At 61.8% G+C, this 19312-nt stretch carries 16 protein-coding genes; 10 read left to right on the plus strand and 6 right to left on the minus strand.

Annotation, left to right across the window (positions count from 1 at the left end; all coding sequences use genetic code 11):
• Positions 1 to 51: 51 nt before the first annotated feature.
• Together CK910_RS12105 and CK910_RS12110 are read right to left on the minus strand one after the other, a co-directional pair.
• Positions 52 to 492 (minus strand): universal stress protein, encoded by a 441-nt coding sequence (locus tag CK910_RS12105; RefSeq protein WP_043134323.1) that lies wholly within the window; start codon positions 490 to 492, stop codon positions 52 to 54.
• Positions 493 to 902: 410 nt separating this feature from the next.
• Entirely contained in the window at positions 903 to 1796 is an 894-nt protein-coding gene (locus CK910_RS12110; RefSeq protein ID WP_098983295.1) for a DHHA2 domain-containing protein, read from the minus strand.
• Positions 1797 to 1994: 198 nt separating this feature from the next.
• Here CK910_RS12110 and CK910_RS24080 point away from each other — a divergent pair, with 198 nt between their 5' ends.
• On the plus strand, positions 1995 to 2189 hold the full coding sequence (locus CK910_RS24080) for a hypothetical protein (RefSeq protein ID WP_172955187.1): 195 nt from the start codon (positions 1995 to 1997) through the stop codon (positions 2187 to 2189).
• A gap of 136 nt (positions 2190 to 2325) precedes the next feature.
• Here the strand turns inward: CK910_RS24080 and recN are convergent, their stop codons facing one another.
• Both recN and nadK read right to left on the minus strand, forming a co-directional pair.
• Positions 2326 to 3990, minus strand: coding sequence for a DNA repair protein RecN (recN, locus tag CK910_RS12120; RefSeq protein WP_098983297.1), 1665 nt, complete (start codon positions 3988 to 3990; stop codon positions 2326 to 2328).
• A gap of 114 nt (positions 3991 to 4104) precedes the next feature.
• Entirely contained in the window at positions 4105 to 4989 is an 885-nt protein-coding gene (nadK, locus tag CK910_RS12125) for an NAD(+) kinase (protein WP_042871168.1), read from the minus strand.
• A 267-nt stretch (positions 4990 to 5256) separates the two neighbouring features.
• On the opposite strand from nadK, the gene grpE reads away from it, so the two are divergent.
• The 3 genes from grpE to dnaJ all read left to right on the plus strand — a co-directional run bounded on the left by grpE (position 5257) and on the right by dnaJ (position 9313).
• Positions 5257 to 5832: a nucleotide exchange factor GrpE gene (gene grpE, locus CK910_RS12130; protein WP_043556786.1), complete on the plus strand. Its 576-nt coding sequence runs from the start codon at positions 5257 to 5259 to the stop codon at positions 5830 to 5832.
• 299 nt (positions 5833 to 6131) lie between these two features.
• Positions 6132 to 8057 carry a molecular chaperone DnaK gene (gene dnaK / locus CK910_RS12135; RefSeq protein WP_043556785.1) on the plus strand — a complete coding sequence of 642 codons (1926 nt, stop codon included), beginning with the start codon at positions 6132 to 6134 and terminating at the stop codon, positions 8055 to 8057.
• A gap of 113 nt (positions 8058 to 8170) precedes the next feature.
• A complete protein-coding gene (gene dnaJ, locus CK910_RS12140; RefSeq protein ID WP_042871174.1) occupies positions 8171 to 9313 on the plus strand; it encodes a molecular chaperone DnaJ in 1143 nt (380 codons plus the stop codon).
• Positions 9314 to 9429: 116 nt separating this feature from the next.
• Here dnaJ and mgtE read toward each other — a convergent pair whose 3' ends face one another.
• Positions 9430 to 10809 (minus strand): magnesium transporter, encoded by a 1380-nt coding sequence (gene mgtE / locus CK910_RS12145; protein WP_043134317.1) that lies wholly within the window; start codon positions 10807 to 10809, stop codon positions 9430 to 9432.
• Positions 10810 to 11670: 861 nt separating this feature from the next.
• Here mgtE and CK910_RS23730 point away from each other — a divergent pair.
• The 6 genes from CK910_RS23730 to CK910_RS12170 all read left to right on the plus strand — a co-directional run bounded on the left by CK910_RS23730 (position 11671) and on the right by CK910_RS12170 (position 18476).
• Entirely contained in the window at positions 11671 to 11829 is a 159-nt protein-coding gene (locus tag CK910_RS23730; protein WP_157774614.1) for a hypothetical protein, read from the plus strand.
• A gap of 183 nt (positions 11830 to 12012) precedes the next feature.
• Positions 12013 to 13503, plus strand: a complete 1491-nt coding sequence (locus tag CK910_RS12150) for a carbohydrate porin (RefSeq protein ID WP_098983300.1) — start codon at positions 12013 to 12015, stop codon at positions 13501 to 13503.
• Positions 13504 to 13618: 115 nt separating this feature from the next.
• A complete protein-coding gene (locus tag CK910_RS12155) occupies positions 13619 to 14575 on the plus strand; it encodes an aminoimidazole riboside kinase (protein WP_098985069.1) in 957 nt (318 codons plus the stop codon).
• 83 nt (positions 14576 to 14658) lie between these two features.
• Positions 14659 to 16023 (plus strand): sucrose-specific PTS transporter subunit IIBC, encoded by a 1365-nt coding sequence (locus CK910_RS12160; RefSeq protein ID WP_098983302.1) that lies wholly within the window; start codon positions 14659 to 14661, stop codon positions 16021 to 16023.
• Positions 16023 to 17438 (plus strand): glycoside hydrolase family 32 protein, encoded by a 1416-nt coding sequence (locus tag CK910_RS12165; RefSeq protein WP_098983304.1) that lies wholly within the window; start codon positions 16023 to 16025, stop codon positions 17436 to 17438. Before CK910_RS12160 ends, CK910_RS12165 begins: the two co-directional genes overlap by 1 nt.
• 27 nt (positions 17439 to 17465) lie before the next feature.
• Positions 17466 to 18476 (plus strand): substrate-binding domain-containing protein, encoded by a 1011-nt coding sequence (locus tag CK910_RS12170; RefSeq protein ID WP_043134305.1) that lies wholly within the window; start codon positions 17466 to 17468, stop codon positions 18474 to 18476.
• 91 nt (positions 18477 to 18567) lie between these two features.
• On the opposite strand, the gene CK910_RS12175 is transcribed toward CK910_RS12170, so the two are convergent.
• Positions 18568 to 19296, minus strand: coding sequence for an MgtC/SapB family protein (locus CK910_RS12175; RefSeq protein ID WP_043134302.1), 729 nt, complete (start codon positions 19294 to 19296; stop codon positions 18568 to 18570).
• Positions 19297 to 19312: the final 16 nt, after the last annotated feature.

A 19312-nucleotide genomic window follows, 5' to 3' on the forward strand; every position in this document is an offset into this window, starting at 1 on the left:
CGATGCCGTGTTGGCAAGCGGCGCCCACCCGTGGGGTGGGCGCCAGGCAGATCAGCCGACGGCCTTGAGCTGTTCGGCGTAGGGTTCGTGGCAGATCTGGATATCGATCGGCAGCTTGTAGATGAGCAGGCGGGCCAGTGACCCTTCCATCCAGTGGTGGCGGCTGCCCACCAGCAACAGATCCGCCGGGTGCGCGTCCAGCCAGCGCTTCAGATCGGGCACCACGTCATCGACCACCAGACACTGGTAATCCACCGGGTGCTGCAGGGTGGTGATGAGCTCGCTGATGATGGCCTTGGCATCCAGGGTACCCTGGGCACTGCGTTCCTCCTCGGACAGTGACAGGCTCTTGCGGCGCATCTTGCTGCTGTGGGTCAGGTGCAGCAGGGTCAATTCACCGCCCATTCCCTGTACCAACCGGCTTGCTTTGGCCAGTGTCTCCTGCTCGTAATCCTTGCCTTCCAGCAACAGCACAATATGGGTTGAGGTCATAAGCAGTTCTCCTTGGCATGGCGCGGGGCACCGGGGACAAATTGTCTGTCCCCTACCACTGTGTTCCCGCTATGTGTCGCATAGAACGAACCGGTTTCGCACGTCTGGCGTCACTCTTTGTCGGTGATGCATCGCAAAGCCATGTTCGTTCACATCATCATAACAGACTGAGTTGAATGGAAAATGAAGGGAACCCTGCTTTTTGACGGTTCATTGGTCTGTTGGCAGTGAAAAACCTGACAGGGCAGCATGTTTGCGCTGTGGATGGGCGTCAAAAACCAGGATCCTGTGGTTTGGCATCGATGAGATCGCGGGCGGGAGCTGTTTGGGGCGTGGGGGTGGCGGTGGTAAGAGTGGGCGACGAAGAGTGGAGAGGGAGCCGGCCCTGGGCCGGCCCCTCTCCACTGAACTCAAGCCGGGTCTGAGGAGAGATACTGGGTCAACCAGGGCAGCCCCTCTTTCTTGCGGCTGACGGCGCCGGCCAGATGAGTCGGCTGCTCGGGCAGTATGCCCTTGCTGGCGAAGTAGAGCAGGCTGCCGCCCTTGGCCAGATCGGTCAGCATCAGCACATAGGCATCCAGCTCATCTTGCTCCAGCCGGTCTTGCATGGCCTGCGCCAGCTCGGCCTGGCGGGTGTGGATCTGCGCCGGATCCATCACGCAGATCTGGCTGACATAGAGCTTGTAACCGGCGATCTGGTACGCCTTCTCGTCGGCGACGAGCAGCTCTGTCATAGGAGCGTCACCGAGCTGGGTACGCCGCTCCAGCAGGGTCTGGGCGAAGGGCTCCAGCGCCAGATCGGCCAGGGGCAGCAGCGCATTGACGGCGGCGCGATCACGGGCCGTGGTGGTCGGCGAGGTGAGGCTGAAGGTGTCGCTGATGATGGCCCCTAGCAGCAGGCGAGCCTGGGTGCGAGAGAGGGTGTCATAGCCCATCAGCTCCAGCAGGACGGTGGCGCTGCAACCCACGGCCCGGATCCAGGCATCGAGCGGGCCCCGGGTGATGAGTGTGCCTATCCTGTGGTGATCGATCAGCCCCTGCACGTCGGCCTCGGCCAGCCCCTCTGGCCCCTGCTCCAGCTCGCTGAAATCCACTAGAAACACAGATTTGTTGGCCACGCTGCCCTGCAGCAGGGGCGGGGCATCGACCCCGGCAGTTTCCAGAATGAAGCGGGTTTCGGCTATGGGTTCACCCAGGGCATAGGCCTGGGCCTGCCGGCCCTGTCGATTGAGCCAGTCGGCGGTGACCAGGGCGGTACAGATGCTGTCGCTATCGGGGTTCTTGTGGCCAAACACATGGAGCATAAAGACATTCCTGACGTTGGAGGCTCGCCTGGCCGAGATCGCGATGACGCAGATCGGGCAGGGGGCGCGGATAAGATGGCTAAACGGAGTGAGGGCTTGCCCCCAGTCTGGTTTCACTCTATGCAGCTGTGCTAGTTCTGGCAACCAGGCTGATCCTATAGTCCCTTGCTGCCCCCTGCCGTGTGGGTGGAGCAGGCCATGGCGAGTACCATATTGCAGACCCAGACCCAGACCCAGACCCAGACCCAGACCCAGACCCAGACCCAGACCCAGACCCAGACCCAGACCCAGACCCAGACCCAGACCCAGATCCTGCCTCAGGAATTTGGCTGCAGCTCAGGTGTTGTCCTGTCTACCGCCAGCGCCAGGTCCGGGTCAGAGAGGCTTCTCTGATATTGGCTGGCCAGCCAGAGGAGGGGATTGTGGGAGAGGAAAAGAGCATGAGGCAATGAGGGGAGAGCAACAAAAAAGGAGAGCCCAACCCTGCGGGTCTGGCGCTCCCTTTTACTGCCTGCCTGGAGATGCTTGCTCAGGAGGCCAGCAGCTCGCGGGCGTTGGCCAGGGTATTGTCGGTGATATGGTCGCCGCCCAGCAGACGAGCCAGCTCCTTGAGGCGGGCTCCCTGATCCAGTGCCTGCATCTGGGTCTCAGTTGTCTTGCCGTCCGTGTGCTTGCTCACCACCATGTGCTGGTGGCCCTTGCCTGCCACCTGCGGCAGGTGAGTCACCACCATGACCTGAGTGGATTCACCGAGCTGGCGCAGCAGACGACCCACCACGGCGGCGGTGGGGCCGCTGATCCCCACGTCCACCTCATCGAAAATCAGGGTCGGGGTCGAGACCTTGCGGGCGCTGATCACCACTATGGCGAGGCTGATCCGCGACAGTTCACCCCCCGAGGCCACCTTGCCGAGCGGCTGGATCGGTTGCCCCGGGTTGGTGGTGACCATAAATTCCACCCGATCGATGCCGAGTGGTGACAGGCTGCTCTGGGCATCCGGTCGCACCTCGATGGCGAAGCGGCCGTCCGGCATCGCCAGCTCGTGCATGCTGGCGGTCACCTTGGTGCCTAGCTCCTGGGCGTAACGCTGACGGCTCTGGCTCAGGGCCTCGGCGGCCTGCACGAAGGCAAGGCGGGCCTCGGCCAGTTCATCTTCCATGCCCTCGAGGCGCTCTTCATCAGAGTTGAGGCGGGCGAGATCACTGGCCAGATCCTGATGATGCAGGGCCAGCTCGGCCGGTTTGACATGGTGCTTGCGGGCCAGATTGATGGCTTTGGAGAGGCGGGCTTCCAGCTCGTTGAAGCGCTCGGGATCCAGTTCAAGCCGATCCAGATAGCTGCGCAGCTCGCTGTGGCTCTCCTGCACGCCTATCATCGCCTCGTTCAACATCTCCAGCACAGGGGTGAGCCGGCTGTCCATGCCCACCAGACCCTCGGCCTTGTCGACGGCAACCTGCAACAGGCCGGCGATGGTGGTCTCTTCGTTGTCATAGAGCAGATCGAGACAGGCGCCGCACTCCTGCATCAGCTCGGTGCCGTTGGCGAGCCGCTGATGCTCTTCTTCGATCGCCTCGAACTCCCCCGGTTGCAGGGCAAACTCGTCCAGCTCCTGCACCTGATATTCGATGAGCTGACGGCGGGCCTCCCGCTGTTGCTGTTCGGCCTTGAGGCGATTGAGCTCGTTTTGCAGCTGGCGCCACAGCTGATAATGCTGGCGCACTTCGTCCAGCAGCAGGTGATGGCCGGCGTAGCCATCCAGCAAGCTGAGCTGGTAGTCGGGCTTGAGCAGGAGCTGGTGGGCGTGCTGGCCGTGGACGTTGACCAGCAGTTGACCCAGGTTCTTGAGCTGGGTCAGGGGGACGGGCACCCCGTTGATGTAGCTGCGGGAACGCCCCTCGGCGGAGAGTACCCGCCGCACTATGCATTCGCCTTCGTTGTCCAGCTCGTTGGCGGCGAGCCAGGCGCGGGCGGCCGGGTTGCCGTCCAGCAGGAAACGGGCGCTGACCTCTGTCTTGTCGCTATCGGGGCGCACCATGCTGGCTTCGGCCCGCTCGCCGAGGCAGAGGCCGAGCGCGTCTATGGCGATGGATTTACCGGCACCCGTCTCACCCGTGATGCAGGTCATGCCGGGTTGCAGATCGAGTTCGAGAAACTTGACGATGGCGAAGTTGTTGACGGTCAGCTGGGTCAGCATGGTCTCATCCTGTATGGGCCAACATTACTGTGTATGCATCCAGTATATACTGGTTTTACATACAGTAAAGAGTCGGCCCGCAACAGGATGGACAAGGAAGGGTTGAAAAGCGGCTTAGAACAGCTTGCTGCCCCAGCCGAGCTTGTTGCGCAGCACGTGGAAGTAGCTGTAATCAAGGGGATGCACCAGGTGCAGCTTGTGGCTGCTCTTCTTGATGAGGATCTCGTCACCCGGGTGGACCGCCAGGGTCACCTGACCGTCACAGCTCACCTGCATGGCATCGTCCTGATTGTCGGGCGAGACCAGCAACCGCACCTCGCTGTCCGCATCCAGCACTATGGGGCGGCTGCTGAGGGTGTGCGGGAACATGGGCACCAGGGTGATGGCGTTGAGCTTGGGGGTGAGGATGGCGCCGCCCGCCGATAGCGAATAGGCGGTGGAGCCGGTCGGGGTGGCGACTATGATGCCGTCCGAGCGCTGGCTGTACATGAAGCTGCCATCGATATAGACCTCGAACTCGATCATGTGGGCTATCTTGCCCGGGTGCAGCACGGCTTCGTTCACCGCCAGGTTGCTCGATTTACGCTCCCCGTGACGATAGACGGCGGCCTCCAGCAGGAAGCGGTGTTCACTCTTGTAGTGGCCTGAGAGCACCTGTTCCAGCGGCAGCAGGTAATCCTGCGGCGACAGGTCGGTCAAAAAGCCGAGATTGCCCCGGTTGACGCCGATCACCGCCACGTCGAACCGTGACAGCACCCGGGCCGCCCCCAGCATGTTGCCGTCCCCGCCGACGACTATGGCCAGATCCGCCTGCTCACCGAGCTGGACCAGATCCATCACGTTCTCATCCATGATGCCGAGGGTGTGGGCCACCCGGCTCTCCACCAGCACCCGAAAACCTCGGGTAGTGAGATATTGATGCAGACCGGTCAGGGTCTGGTTGGCCCCTTCGTGGTGGGGTTTGCCAATCAGGGCAATGGTTTTGAACGGAGAATCCATATGCTGTCGGGTCTGGGATGAGTATTGGGGGGAGTATACCGCGCTTTGTGGGGGATTTGTCTGCTGCCGGCGTCGACTGGTGGGCATAGCGCCATGAAAAGTGGCAATTTGGCCGTTGGCTCGGCTCATTGGCGACGATAGCGCCCTTTTCCCCTTGAAAGCCGGGGCTGCGTCCCCATAATAGCGCCATTACAGGGTCTGTTAGCGACTTGTCGCGCACCCGAACGTCAACAGACCCTAACAAGCAACCCTGAAATTGGAGATGTCATGAACCACGAAGAACAAAAGGTTGAAGCGATGGAGCAAGTGGAAGTCCAGCCAGTCGAGCCGACCGATGTAGACAGTGAAGTGACAGCCGAGCAGGCCCGCATTGCCGAGCTGGAGGCCCAACTGGACGCCGCCCGGCTGGCGTCCAATGAAGAGCGCGAGCGTGCCATTCGTGCCGTCGCCGAGATGGAAAACCTGCGTCGCCGCGCCGCCCAGGACGTGGAGAAGGCTCACAAGTTTGCGCTGGAGAAATTCGCCGCCGAACTGCTGCCGGTACTGGACAACCTGGAGCGCGCCATTGAGCTGGCGGACAAAGAGAACGATGCCCTCAAGCCCATGATCGAAGGGGTCGAGCTGACCCTCAAATCCATGCAGAGCTCGGTGGGCAAGTTTGGTCTGAATCCGCTGGATCCGCTCAATCAGCCGTTCGATCCCAACGCCCATCAGGCGATGAGCATGATCGAAAATGGCGAGCTGGCACCGAACACCGTCATCGCCGTGATGCAGAAGGGCTACGAGCTCAACGGTCGGGTGATCCGTCCGGCCATGGTGATGGTCTCCAAGGCGCCGGCCTGAGAGTCATCGCTGTGCTGAGCCCGCCGCTCGGCGGGCTTTTTATTGATAGCGGCGCCATTCTGCGTATTCAGTGGCGCCATTTGGCAAGCATTCAGCCGTAAACAGGGCAAGAATGCGCGGTTTTTTGAGGGCGGGGCTTGAAGCGACAACTTGAGACCCCATATAGGTTGCAAGGCCGCGGCGGCACAAAAAATTTGATGCCGGGAGCTTGAAAGCCACTCTGGCTGCCCCCACCTAGCCGTTAACGCATTAAGGCGAGTTCCTCGCCAGTTTATTCAAAGTATTTGGAGATTCGTCAAATGGGTAAAATCATCGGTATTGACCTGGGTACTACCAACTCCTGCGTCGCTATTCTGGATGGCGACACCGCTCGCGTGATCGAGAACGCAGAAGGCGATCGTACTACTCCGTCCATCATTGCCTATGCCGATGATGGCGAGATCCTGGTTGGTCAGCCGGCCAAGCGTCAGGCCATCACCAACCCGAAGAACACCCTGTTCGCCATCAAGCGTCTGATCGGTCGCCGTTTCGAAGATGAAGAAGTGCAGCGTGACCTGAAGATCATGCCGTACGCCATCGCCAAGGCTGACAACGGTGATGCCTGGGTTGAAGTGAAGGGCAAGAAAATGGCACCGCCGCAGATCTCTGCCGAAGTGCTCAAAAAAATGAAGAAGACCGCCGAGGATTACCTGGGCGAGCCGGTGACCGAAGCCGTCATCACAGTACCGGCCTACTTCAACGATGCCCAGCGTCAGGCTACCAAGGATGCCGGTCGCATCGCGGGTCTGGATGTAAAACGCATCATCAACGAACCGACTGCCGCGGCTTTCGCCTACGGCGTGAACAAGGTCAAGGGCGAGCGCAAGGTTGCCGTGTATGACTTAGGGGGCGGTACTTTCGATATCTCCATCATCGAGATCGACGAAGTCGAAGGGGAAACCACCTTCGAAGTACTGGCGACCAACGGTAACACCCACCTGGGTGGTGAAGACTTCGACAACCGTGTCATCAACTATCTGGTAGACGAGTTCAAGCGTGAGCAGGGCATCGACCTGCGCAACGACCAGCTGGCCCTGCAGCGTCTGAAAGATGCCGCCGAGAAAGCCAAGATCGAGCTCTCTTCCGCCCAGCAGACCGACGTGAACCTGCCGTACATCACTGCAGATGCCACAGGTCCCAAGCACATGAACATCAAGGTGACCCGCGCCAAGCTGGAATCCCTGGTGGAAGACATGGTGAAAGACTCGCTCGAGCCGGTTCGTACCGCCCTGAAAGACTCTGGTCTGGCCGTTGGCGAGATCGACGACGTCATCCTGGTAGGCGGTCAGACCCGCATGCCTATGGTGCAGAAGACTGTTGCCGAGTTCTTTGGCAAAGAGCCGCGCAAAGACGTCAACCCGGACGAAGCCGTGGCCATGGGGGCAGCCATCCAGGGCGCCGTACTGTCCGGTGACAAGACCGACGTACTGCTGCTGGACGTCACTCCGCTCTCTCTGGGTATCGAAACCATGGGCAGCGTGATGACGGCGCTGATCGAGAAGAACACCACCATCCCGACCAAGAAGTCCCAGGTGTTCTCCACCGCCGAAGACAACCAGTCTGCCGTGACCATTCACGTGCTGCAGGGTGAGCGCAAGCGCGCCAGCGACAACAAGTCCCTGGGCCAGTTCAACCTGGAAGGCATCCGTCCGGCTCAGCGTGGCCTGCCGCAGATCGAAGTGACCTTCGACATCGATGCCAACGGTATCCTGCACGTCTCTGCCAAAGACAAGGAGACCAACAAGGAGCAGAAGATCACCATCCAGGCTTCCTCCGGTCTGTCTGATGAAGAGATCGAACGCATGGTACGCGAGGCGGAAGCCAACGCGGCCGAAGACAAGAAGTTTGAAGAGCTGGTGCAGACCCGCAACCAGGCTGACGGTCTGGTCCACTCGGTCCGCAAGCAGGTAGCCGAAGCCGGTGAAGCCCTGCCTGCCGACGACAAGACCAAGATCGAAACCGCATTGAGCGAGCTGGAAGCCGTCATCAAGGGTGACGACAAGGCGGTCATCGAAGCCAAGCAACAGGCGCTGATGGAAGCCTCCCAGAAGCTGATGGAGATTGCCCAGCAGCAAGCCCAGGCTCAGGGTGCTGGCGCCGATGCCGGCCAGTCCTCTTCTTCCGCCAAGGCTGACGACGACGTGGTCGATGCCGAGTTCGAAGAAGTGAAAGACGACAAGAAATAAGCCACACCCAGATGGGCAGAGTCCGCTCTGCCCATCGGCTTGAACGATGAATTTACGGGCGTTGGGTGACCAACGCCCGTCTGCATAACTGTTTACGTAGCAACAGGATCAGTATGTCAAAGCGCGATTTCTATGAAGTGCTCGGGGTATCGAAAGATGCCGACGAGCGCGAGATCAAGAAGGCGTACAAGCGTCTGGCGATGAAGTTTCACCCGGATCGCAACCAGGGTGATGCCGCCTCCGAAGAGAAGTTCAAAGAGGTCAAGGAAGCCTATGAGGTCCTGACCGATGCCAACTTGCGCGCCCGTTATGACCAGTACGGTCATGCCGGCGTGGATCAGAGCCAGGGTGGCGGTGGCCACGGTGGCTTTGGCGGCGGAGCCGATTTCGGTGATGCGTTCGGCGACATCTTTGGCGACATCTTTGGCGGTCGCAACGGCGGCGGTCGTCGTGGTCCGGCCCGGGGTTCCGACCTGCGCTACACCATGGAGCTGACCCTGGAAGAAGCGGTGCGCGGCGTCTCCAAGGAGATCAAGGTGCCGACCCTGGTCCACTGCGAGGTCTGCAACGGCTCCGGCGCCCACACCGGCAGCAGTGCCCAGACCTGCCCGACCTGCCACGGTGCCGGTCAGGTGCAGATGCGCCAGGGCTTCTTCGCGGTGCAGCAAGCCTGTCCGCACTGTCACGGTCGCGGCAAGATCATCAAGGATCCGTGCCGCAAGTGCCATGGCGAGGGTCGCTACCAGAAGACCAAGACACTGTCGGTGAAAATTCCGGCGGGCGTCGATACCGGCGATCGCATCCGTCTCTCCGGCGAAGGGGAAGCGGGGGAAGCCGGGGCTCCGGCCGGGGATCTCTACGTACAGGTGCACGTCAAGGAGCACGAGATCTTCGTGCGTGACGGCAACAACCTCTACTGCGAAGTGCCCATCAGCTTCACCGCCGCCGCACTCGGTGGCGAGATCGAAGTGCCGACCCTGGATGGCCGCGTCAAGCTCAAGGTCACTCCCGAGACCCAGACCGGCAAGATGTTCCGCATGCGGGGCAAGGGCGTCAAGTCCGTGCGCTCCGGCCAGGTGGGGGATCTGATGTGCAAGGTGGTGGTCGAGACCCCGGTCAAGCTGACCGAGTCCCAGAAAGAGCTGCTGCGCCAGCTGGACGAGTCGTTCAGCGGTGCCGCCGCCAAGACCCACAAGCCGAGATCGGAAGGCTTCTTCGAAGGGGTGAAACGCTTCTTCGACGACCTGACCCGCTGATGGCAGCCGGTCCGGCACCAAGATAGAAAGAGGGAGGCATGATGCCTCCCTCTTTTTTGTCGTCTTGATCCGAGCGCTATCGCGACCCGTCATCCCGATGTGCAGAGCTGTCCATATCAGGCGCCGACCAGCGTGCTGCCGAGGAAGGCATAGGCGAAGCCAAAATAGATCAACACACCCAGCAGATCCATGATCGAGGTGAGCATGGGGGAGCTGAGGGTGGCCGGGTCAGTGCCTATCTTGCGCGCCACGAATGGCAGAGCCAAACCGAGCAGGCTGCCAACGACGGTCACCGTCATGGCCGACAGGCTGACGATCAGCACTATGTCCCAACCTATGCTCTTGCTCCAGAATGCCATCACGCCTTCCAGCACGGCGACACCCACCCCCAGCGCCACGGCCACGGGCAGATCGCGACGCAGTACGAAGAAGAAGTCACGCAAGCTCAGCTTGAGCTGCCCCATGCCCATAGAGCGGATCACCAGGGTGGCAGACTGGCTGCCCGCGTTGCCGCCCATGTCGATGATGGGGGCAATGAAGGCGGCGAGGATCAGGACCTCGCTGAGCAGATCCTCCTGGGCCGCGACCAGATTGCTGGTGAGAATGCCAAAGATGGTCAGTACCGCCAGCCAGAAGAAACGGGCATTGAACATGCTCAGTGTGCTGGATGCGCGAAGATCGAGTTCGGGACCACCCAGAGCCGCCGTGCCACCGAAACGGGCAATGCGGTTGGCATCCTCTTCCTCGGCCACATCCATCGCATCATCCACTGTGACCATGCCGAGCAGCTGTCGGTCATTATTCAACACCGGCAGGGCCAGCAGGTTATAGCGGGCTATCATGTCCGCAGCGGCTCCCTTGTGGGCATCTGCCTGAATACTCACCAGCTCCCGCTGCATGATGCTTGATATGGGGGCCTTGCTGTCGGCCAGAAAGAGCTCTCGCAGCGAGACAACCCCGATGAGGCGGCGCATTTCATCCACGACATACAGGGTGTAGATGCTTTCTCTGTCAGCGGCAGTGCTGCGCAGGCGCTGCAGCCCCTCGCCCACCGTGATGTCGGCCGGCAGGCTGGCACAATCCGAGCTCATGATGGAGCCGACCAGGCTGTCGGAGTAAGAGGCCAGTCGTTGGGTATCCTCCCGCTCTTCCTCCGTCATCGCATCGAGCAGGATCTGGCGCAAGGCGGCGGGCAGACGATTGTAGAGGTCGGCCCTGTCATCGGGGGAGAGGCGGGTGCACAGCTCCTCCAGCTGGGTCTTGGCCATGGAGCGCACCAGACTGGCCTGAATGTCGCTGGGCAGATGGCGGAAGATGCGAGCGGCCCGCAATGCAGGCACCAGGCTGAGGAAGGTGTGAATATGCTTGTCTGTCAGGCGCTTTATCGCTTGAGCCAAATCGACTTCATGAATATTCAGGCTCAGGCTCTGGATCCCCATGCGATCCTTGTTTTGCAGCAGTACGTACAGCTGTTGGTGAATATCTTGGTATTGCATTTATATATCCTTTAATACATCAGCCGGAAAAATGGCAAATAGAGTCCCGACTGACATCACATCAGCAAAAATAGATAAAGAAATAACACCCGAAAATTAACTCGGGCTAGTCGCCAGTACTGGCTCCAGGGTCAGGGTCCATAAGGCACCTCCTGATTGATGTAGAAAACGGCCATATTCTTGCCCGTCATGGGCAACGAAAGGGGAACTGAACTGGTGCAACGCTCGGCAAGCGTGCAGCAAGGGAGACCGGATGGCGAGACGGACGCAACCCGGTGATCGGCGGCTGCCATGTCCCCTGCGGTTTCGCCGGCAAGCCGCATGGCCACTGACCCTCGGCAAACCGGGCTCGCCATTGGCAACTCGCGCCATGGGCGGAGCAACATGGGTTGATGGGTAGACAGCGGTAATGACATGCGGGTCCTGATATCAGGAGAAGATCCATGCAGGCATGATTGACGTCATCCAGCGGGTGACCCTGGATGGCGCAAGTAATAGACATCGAGTGAATACAGGGAAGGGGTGCACTCAGGTGCAAATAAACCGCTCTCCGCATAGCGCGAGATAGCGGCAGAAGACTCTGCGGGATCTCGCGACTCAGGTATTGGCTGACGAGCTCAACAACCTACTGTCATCTGATGAATTGCCCACTGATGGTCTCCGTTATTAATCAATGCGGCGATGCTACTGGAATGACACTTATTGGTAAATAATTAATCCGCAGCCAGAAACATTTAGAAACATCTTTATTGATATGTTTCGTGATTGAACGACAGGATCATCGGGTACGCGGCCATATTACGCGCCGGGCTCGGCATCATTATCTGCCGCTTCGCCGCCGACCCAGATGGTGCACTGCGTGTGTCAACGCCCACTCACAGGATGGCGCATGCCGCAGGGGATGCCAATGCCCGGCAGGCCCATCGTCTGCACCTGGCCCATATTGCCGGCGAGATGCGGCCCTTCATCCACACCGCCAGCCGGGATCGCCGGTCTGCGGATGTGGATCCGCCCTATTGAGTGGATCCCGATGAGGGATCCACCTCACAAGTTCAGCCAATTCATTCTGTACAAATGTTATCCCGCTCACAGAGTGGCTGAAACGGTTTAGCTGCTGTATTGAGTTAGCTAAAGCGGTTTAGCTATGCTCTCTTCGCCGATAAAAACAGAGCCCGACCGGGCAACACACGACAGGTGAGGAAGATGATGATGTTCAAGAGCAGATTGGCGCTGGCGGTAGCGCTGGGATTGGGGATGAGCGGCCCGCTGTGGGCGGCCGAGGGTGGTATCGAAGCCAGGCTGGCAGCGCTGGAGGCGCGGGTACAGGCGGCCGAAGCGCGAGCTGAGGCGGCGGAAAGTCGTGCCAGTCAGGCCGAGGTGAAGGCGAGTGCGGCCAGTGAGCAGGCCCAGGTCGCCAACAGCCGCAGCCAGAAGGTGGATGAGAAGACGGCGGGGGCGCAGGGCTTCGAGTTTCACGGCTATGCCCGCTCGGGCTTGCTGGTCAACGGCAATGGCAACGGCGGGCGCGGTGGGCCCTACATCACGCCGGCCGGATCGGTGGGCGGGGCTGTTGGCCGGCTTGGCAACGAGGATGACACCTACATGGAGGCCAATCTGCTGAAGACCCAGACCTTCGACGACGGCAGCTGGGCCCGCTACAAGCTGATGCTGGCCGATGGCGTGGAGACCAGCAACGACTGGACCGCCAGCGATTCGAGCCTCAATACCCGCCAGGTGTTTGCCGAAATCGGCAATCTGGCGAGCTTCGACGGCCCCTTCAAGCATGCGGTGTTGTGGGCGGGCAAGCGCTTCGATCGGGACAACTTCGACATCCACTGGCTCGACTCGGACGTGGTGTTCCTGGCCGGGACCGGCGGTGGCGTCTACGACGTGCAGCTGGCCGACAGCTGGAAGGCGAACTTCTCCCTCTATGGGCGCGACTATGGCGACATCAGCGCCAGCGGCCTGTCGGACATAGAGAGCCATATCCTCACCATGAACAACCGCGTCGGCAACTGGCAGTGGATGCTGAACGGCCTCTCCGCCAAGGACAACGAGGCGCGCATCAACGACGGTGGCAAGGGAAGCGAGGCGGCGAACAAGGGGGCGCACACCCTGCTGGCTTATCACGCCGACAGCTTCTTTGGCATCAACCCCGGCTTCTCCAAGGCGGCGATCCTCTACGGTCATGGCCTGGGGGCTGAGCTCAAGGGGCTGGGTTCCGACAGCGAGTTGCTGCCGGATGCCGATGCGGTGCGAGTGGCGGTGTTTGGCTCCACGGATCTCAACCCGCGCTGGCGTTTCGCGCCGGCCCTGCTGGCAGAGCAGAGTCAGGACCGTTACGTAAAGGGGGATGAATACCAGTGGCTGACCCTCAATACCCGGGTGGCCCAGGTGCTGAGCCAGAACGTCGAGCTGGTCTACGAGGCGGCTTGGCAGTACATGGATCTGGATCCCAAGGGCTACAAGGGCCGCCAGGCGGTGAGCGGCAACTTCACCAAGCTCACCTTCGCCCCCACCTTCAAGGCGCAGACCGCCGGTTTCTTCGAACGTCCCGAACTGCGGGTGTTCGCCAGCTGGATGGACTGGTCATCCGAGCTCGACAACTACGCCAGCGACGATGCCATGGGCCAGAGCAACTTCACCGCCGGTGGCGAGTGGAACTTTGGCGTGCAGATGGAAACCTGGTTCTAGTTCGTTATCCCGATCACAAAAATGGCAGCCAGTGCCGAGATCTGTTGGTTGGCTAAATCGGTTTAGCTGATAATGAAAGCCAAGAGATGAGGGCCTGGCCCCGTCAATGAATCCTGTGCAGCAGTGGAGTAGCAAGGTGACGAATCGTGTGTGGGTAATGGGGGATGCTGTGGTGGACTTGATCCCGGAAGGGGAATTGCACTACCTCAAGTGTCCGGGCGGCGCCCCCGCCAATGTGGCGGTCGGGGTGGCACGGCTTGGCGGTGATGCGGCCTTTATCGGCCGGGTCGGCGCCGATCCCTTCGGCCGCTTTATGGCCGAGACCCTGAGCGGGGAGGGGGTGGATATCGCCGCGCTGCGGCTCGATCCTGACCATAACACCAGCACTGTGCTGGTGGCACTTGATGACGAGGGGGAGCGCAGCTTCACCTTCATGGTGCGCCCCAGTGCCGACCAGTTCCTCACTCCGGCGGATTTGCCGAGCTTTGGCGCCGGTCAGTGGCTGCTCACCTGCTCCATCGCGCTCGCCAACGAGCCGGTGCGCAGCAGTTGCCTGCAAGCCATGGCAGCCATCAAGGCCGCAGGCGGACGGGTCTGCTTCGACCCCAACCTGAGGCCCGAGGTGTGGGGCAAGCCCGCCGAGATGCTGCCGCAGGTAAGCGCGGCCATCGCCCTGGCGGACGTGGTCAAGCTCTCCGGCGAGGAGCTGCAACTGCTGAGTGGCGAGGATGAGCTGGCCGCGGGGCTCGCCACCCTCTCGGGCCCGGCGCTGGTGCTGGTGACCCGAGGGGCGGCCGGAGTGGTGGCCCGCCTGGATGGCGAGTTGCTGGAGTGGGTGGGGCAAAAAGTGACCCCGCTCGACACCACGGGGGCGGGGGATGCTTTCGTCGCCGGTCTCCTGGCCGCGCTGGCGCAGGGTGAGCGATTGCCCACGCTGGCCGAGCTGCCCGCCATCCTGGCTCAGGCCCACGGCTGCGGGGCGCTCGCCACCACCGCCAAAGGGGCCATGACGGCGCTGCCGACCCGCACAGAACTGGATGCCTTTTTGCGATCAGGCACAAGCGGCTGTTGATCTGCGGCTAGAAGCCCGGGTCGACAGCCCCTACTCTCATGTGACAAGGACCCGCCAGCGCGGCGGGTCATAAGAGGAAGAATATGAATATCAGTGCGATAGCCAAGGATCTGGTGCCCCTGCTCGGGGGCAGGGAGAACATCGTCAGCGCCGCTCACTGTGCCACCCGGCTGCGGCTGGTGCTGGCCGACGACAGCAAGGTGAACAAGGCCGCCATCGACAAGCTGGACGGGGTAAAAGGCTGCTTCAGCAATGCGGGTCAAATTCAGGTGATCTTCGGCACAGGTCTGGTCAACAAGGTCTATGCGGAGTTCGTCGCCCTGACCGGTACCGGTACCGCCAGCAAGTCGGAGCTGACCGACATGGCGACGGCCAAGCTTAATGTGGCCCAGCGCCTGGCGCGGACGCTGTCCAACATCTTCGTGCCCATCATTCCGGCAATCGTCGCGTCCGGCCTGCTGATGGGGCTGCTCGGCATGGTGCGCACCTACGGCTGGGTCAATGCCGACAGCGCCCTCTTCGTCATGCTCGACATGTTCAGCTCGGCGGCCTTTATCATTTTGCCGATCCTGATCGGATTCACGGCCGCGCGTGAGTTTGGCGGCAACCCCTATCTGGGGGCCACCATGGGGGGCATCCTCACCCATCCGGCGCTGACCAACGCCTGGGGCGTGGCCGGTGGTTTCAAGACCATGGATTTCTTCGGTCTCGATGTCGCCATGATCGGCTATCAGGGCACAGTCTTCCCTGTGCTGCTGGCGGTCTGGTTCATGTCCCATCTGGAGAAGCAGTTGCGCAAGCGCATTCCGGACGCGCTGGATCTGATCCTCACGCCGTTTCTCACCGTCATCATCACCGGTTTCGTGGCGCTGCTGTTTATCGGCCCGGCGGGTCGGGTGCTGGGGGACGGCATCTCCTTCGGCCTGAGTGCGCTTTATGAGCAGGCAGGCTGGCTGGCGGGGCTGGTGTTTGGCGGCACCTATTCCCTCATCGTCATCACCGGCATCCACCACAGCTTCCACGCCATAGAGGCGGGGCTGCTCACCAATCCGGCCATAGGCGTCAACTTCCTGTTGCCCATCTGGGCCATGGCCAACGTGGCGCAGGGGGGGGCCTGTCTGGCTGTCTACTTCAAGACCCGGGATCCGAAAATCAAGGCGATCACAGTGCCGGCGGCCATGTCCTGCCTGCTCGGCATCACGGAGGCGGCCATCTTCGGCGTCAACCTGCGTTACATCAAGCCCTTCCTGGCCGGTCTGCTCGGCGGTGCCCTGGGCGGTGCCTACGTGGTGGCGGCCAAGGTGGGCATGACGGCGGTGGGGCTGACCGGCATTCCGGGCATGGCCATAGTCCAGCCCATGAGCCTCATACACTACGTCATCGGGCTGGTGATCGCCTTTGGCGCCGCCTTTGCCGCCTCCTGGCTGCTCAAGTACAAGGTGGAGTGATGAAGGAAAGCCATCTTTTTAACCAGATTGTCCGGTCGCTATTGGCCGGACAGCTCAAGGCGGCGGCCGATCCCCATAGGCCCCGCTGGCATCTGGCAGCCCCGGTGGGGCTGCTCAACGACCCCAACGGCTTTATCGAGCACGACGGGCGCTACCACCTCTTCTACCAGTGGAATCCGCTCGGCTGCGAGCACAGCAACAAGGGGTGGGGCCATGTCAGCTCGACCGATCTGCTGCACTGGCAGCACGAGCCGGTGGCGCTGCTGCCCACCGAAGTCTATGAGAGCCACGGCTGCTACTCGGGCTCGGCGGTGAGCGACGAGCAGGGGTGCCTGACCCTTATCTACACAGGCAACGTCAAATACCCGGATGGCAGCCGTACCGCCTACCAGTGTCTGGCTCGCGCCGATGGTGAGGGTGGCTTTGTCAAGCTGGGGCCTGTGCTGGAACTGCCCGCAGGCTACAGCGGCCATGTGCGCGACCCCAAGGTGTGGCACGACGGCCAGCAGTGGCTCATGGTGCTGGGGGCCCGCACTCTGGATGACAGGGGCGAAGTGCTGCTCTATCGCGGCGAGACGCTGGACAAGTGGCAGCTGCTGGGCTCCATCGCCGGCAGCGGGCATGGCGGTCTCGGCGACTTTGGCTATATGTGGGAGTGCCCGGATCTCTTCCCGCTAGGGGGTCGCCACGTGCTGATAAGTTGCCCGCAAGGGATTGCCCCGGTGGGGGAGGATTATCGCAATCTCTACCAGTGTGGCTGGCTGGCGGGCCATTTTGACGGCGAGCACTTCAAGCACGGGGCTTTCCACGAGTTGGACAGGGGCTTCGAGTTCTATGCGCCACAGACCACCCAGGACAGTCAGGGGCGGCGCCTCTTGTTCGGCTGGCTGGGGCTGCCGGAGGAGAACGAGATGAGCCAGCCCACTATCCCCTATGGCTGGATCCATCAGATGAGCTGCCCGCGGGAGCTGTTCTGGCAGGGGGAGTGGCTCTGCCAGCGGCCGGTGGCGGAGCTGGCGGCATTGAAGGGGGAGTTGACCCGGTTCGAGGGGACGCCAGGCGAATTTGCGGGGCTGGCCATCGACTCGGCCTGGCTCGATCTGGATCTGTGCGGTGAGGGAAGCCTCTGGTTCGGCGCCGTGGCCGAGCTGGTGTGGCAGCCTGGGCGCATCACCTTGCGGCGCCAGAACTGGCAGAGCGGGGAATGGGAGACGCGATCCGCCCCCTGGCTGGGTGGGCGGATCACTGTGCTGTGCGATCGTTCCAGTCTGGAGTGTTTCATCGATGGCGGTCGCCACAGCCTGTCGGCCCGCTACTTCCCCGGTGAAAAGCCGCAGCTATCGGCAGGGAACGCGGGTGGGGGCTGCAAAATTTGCCTCAATCACTGGCCGCTGTCGGCTTGCCTAGTACAATAGCCCGGTGCTAGTCAGCCGGGAGGCCAGGTGGAGAAGAAGAAACGGATCACGATTGCCCAGATAGCCGAGTTGGCGGGGGTGTCCAAGGCGACCGCCAGTCTGGTGCTCAACGGCAAGAGTGCTGAGTACCGGATTGCCGATCAGACCCAAAAGCGCATCCAGGCGGTGGCGGATGAGTGCCACTACCAGCCGAGCTTTCATGCCCGCGCCCTGCGCGAGACCCGCAGTTACACCTGGGGTCTGGTGATCCCCGATCTCACCAACTTCGGTTTTGCCCGCATCGCCCGCGCCCTCGAGGCTCACTGCCGGGAGGCGGGCATCCAGCTGCTGATCGCCTGCTCCGAGGATGATCCCACTCTGGAGCAGACGGTGGTGGACAACCTCATCAGCCGTCAGGTGGATGGCCTCATCGTCGCCTCCAGCGGCCACAGCGACGACATCTATGCCCGCATTCACGACCGCCTGCCGGTGGTGCAGCTGGATCGCCACATAGGCGAGTCGCGCCTGCCCATGGTGATCTCGGACGCCTGCAAGGCCACCGCCGAGCTGGTGCGGGACATGGCTGGCGAATGCGGCGAGGAAATTTACTATTTCGGCGGTCTGCTGGATCTCTCCCCCAGCCGCCATCGGCTTGCCGGGTATGAGCTGGGGCTGCATCGAGCCGGGCTTGAGGCGGACGCCATCCGGGTGCGCCATCGTGACTATCAGCCGAGCTCGGGCTATCAGCTGATGGCCGAGCTGGTGGCCGAGCTGGGGGCGCCGCCCCGCGGGCTCTTCACCGCCTCTTTTACCCTGCTGGAAGGGGTGCTGCGCTATCTCAACGAGGCTGGGCTGATGGAGACGGGCATGCGGCTGTGCACCTTCGATGATCACGATCTGCTCGACTGCATACCGATGCGCATCGACTCGGTGGCGCAGGATTGTCCGGCGCTGGCCCGCGCCGCCTTCGAGCTGATGCAGCAACTGATCGCGGGCAATCCCCCCGCGCAGACCGCCCAGGTGATCAGCCCCAGGGTACGCTGGCGCACCCGCCGCTAGTCGCGCAGGTTTGCTCCCATACAAAAGCCCCGCCAGAATTGGCGGGGCTTTTTTGTTTATCGGGGAGGGCACACAGACATGCCCAGCCGGTTCAATCCGTGGTGCTGGCGCGCCAGAACACCTGCTTGATATGGGGATGAATGGCCAGCTTCACCATCAGGGCATCCAGCTCGTCGCCGTCGATGGAGGTAGCCAGCAGCACGGCGGAGATCTCCAGATCCTGTTCACCGAACGGCTCTATGTCCAGCTCGCTCAAAGGGTAGTTGGCCTGCTCCATCATCTCTTCGAGCCAGTGCAGCACCTCCTTCTGATACTCGCGCTGGGCGAGGGCCGTGACCCTGTAGGTCACCTCGGTATCTGTATTGTCCACCGGGCGGCGGTTGATCTGGTTGACCAGCGGTCGCAGCAGGGTGTTGGCGGCCAGCACGAACAGGGCGCCGAGCACTGCCTCCATGGCGAGCCCGGCCCCGCTGGCCGCGCCCACAGCCGCCACGCCCCACAGGGTGGCGGCCGTGTTGATGCCGCGGATATTGCCAGACTCGCGCATGATGACACCGGCGCCGAGAAAGCCGATGCCGGAGACGATATAGGCCACCACATGGACCACGTTGTAGTTGCCGCCGTGCAGGTCATAGATGCGCTGGGCCAGGCTGACGAACAGGGCGGCCCCCACTGCGACCAGCACGTTGGTGCGAAGACCGGCGGTACGCTGGCGGTACTGGCGCTCCAGCCCGACCAGGCTGCCCAGCACGAAGGCCAGCAACAGGCTGGCCAGGGTGTCGAGCAGGGAAATCATGTCAAATTGCTGCCACATTCTCATGGCGTACTCCTTCTGG

It is taken from the genome of Aeromonas sp. CA23, from assembly GCF_002587065.1.
Lineage (GTDB): Bacteria > Pseudomonadota > Gammaproteobacteria > Enterobacterales > Aeromonadaceae > Aeromonas > Aeromonas bestiarum.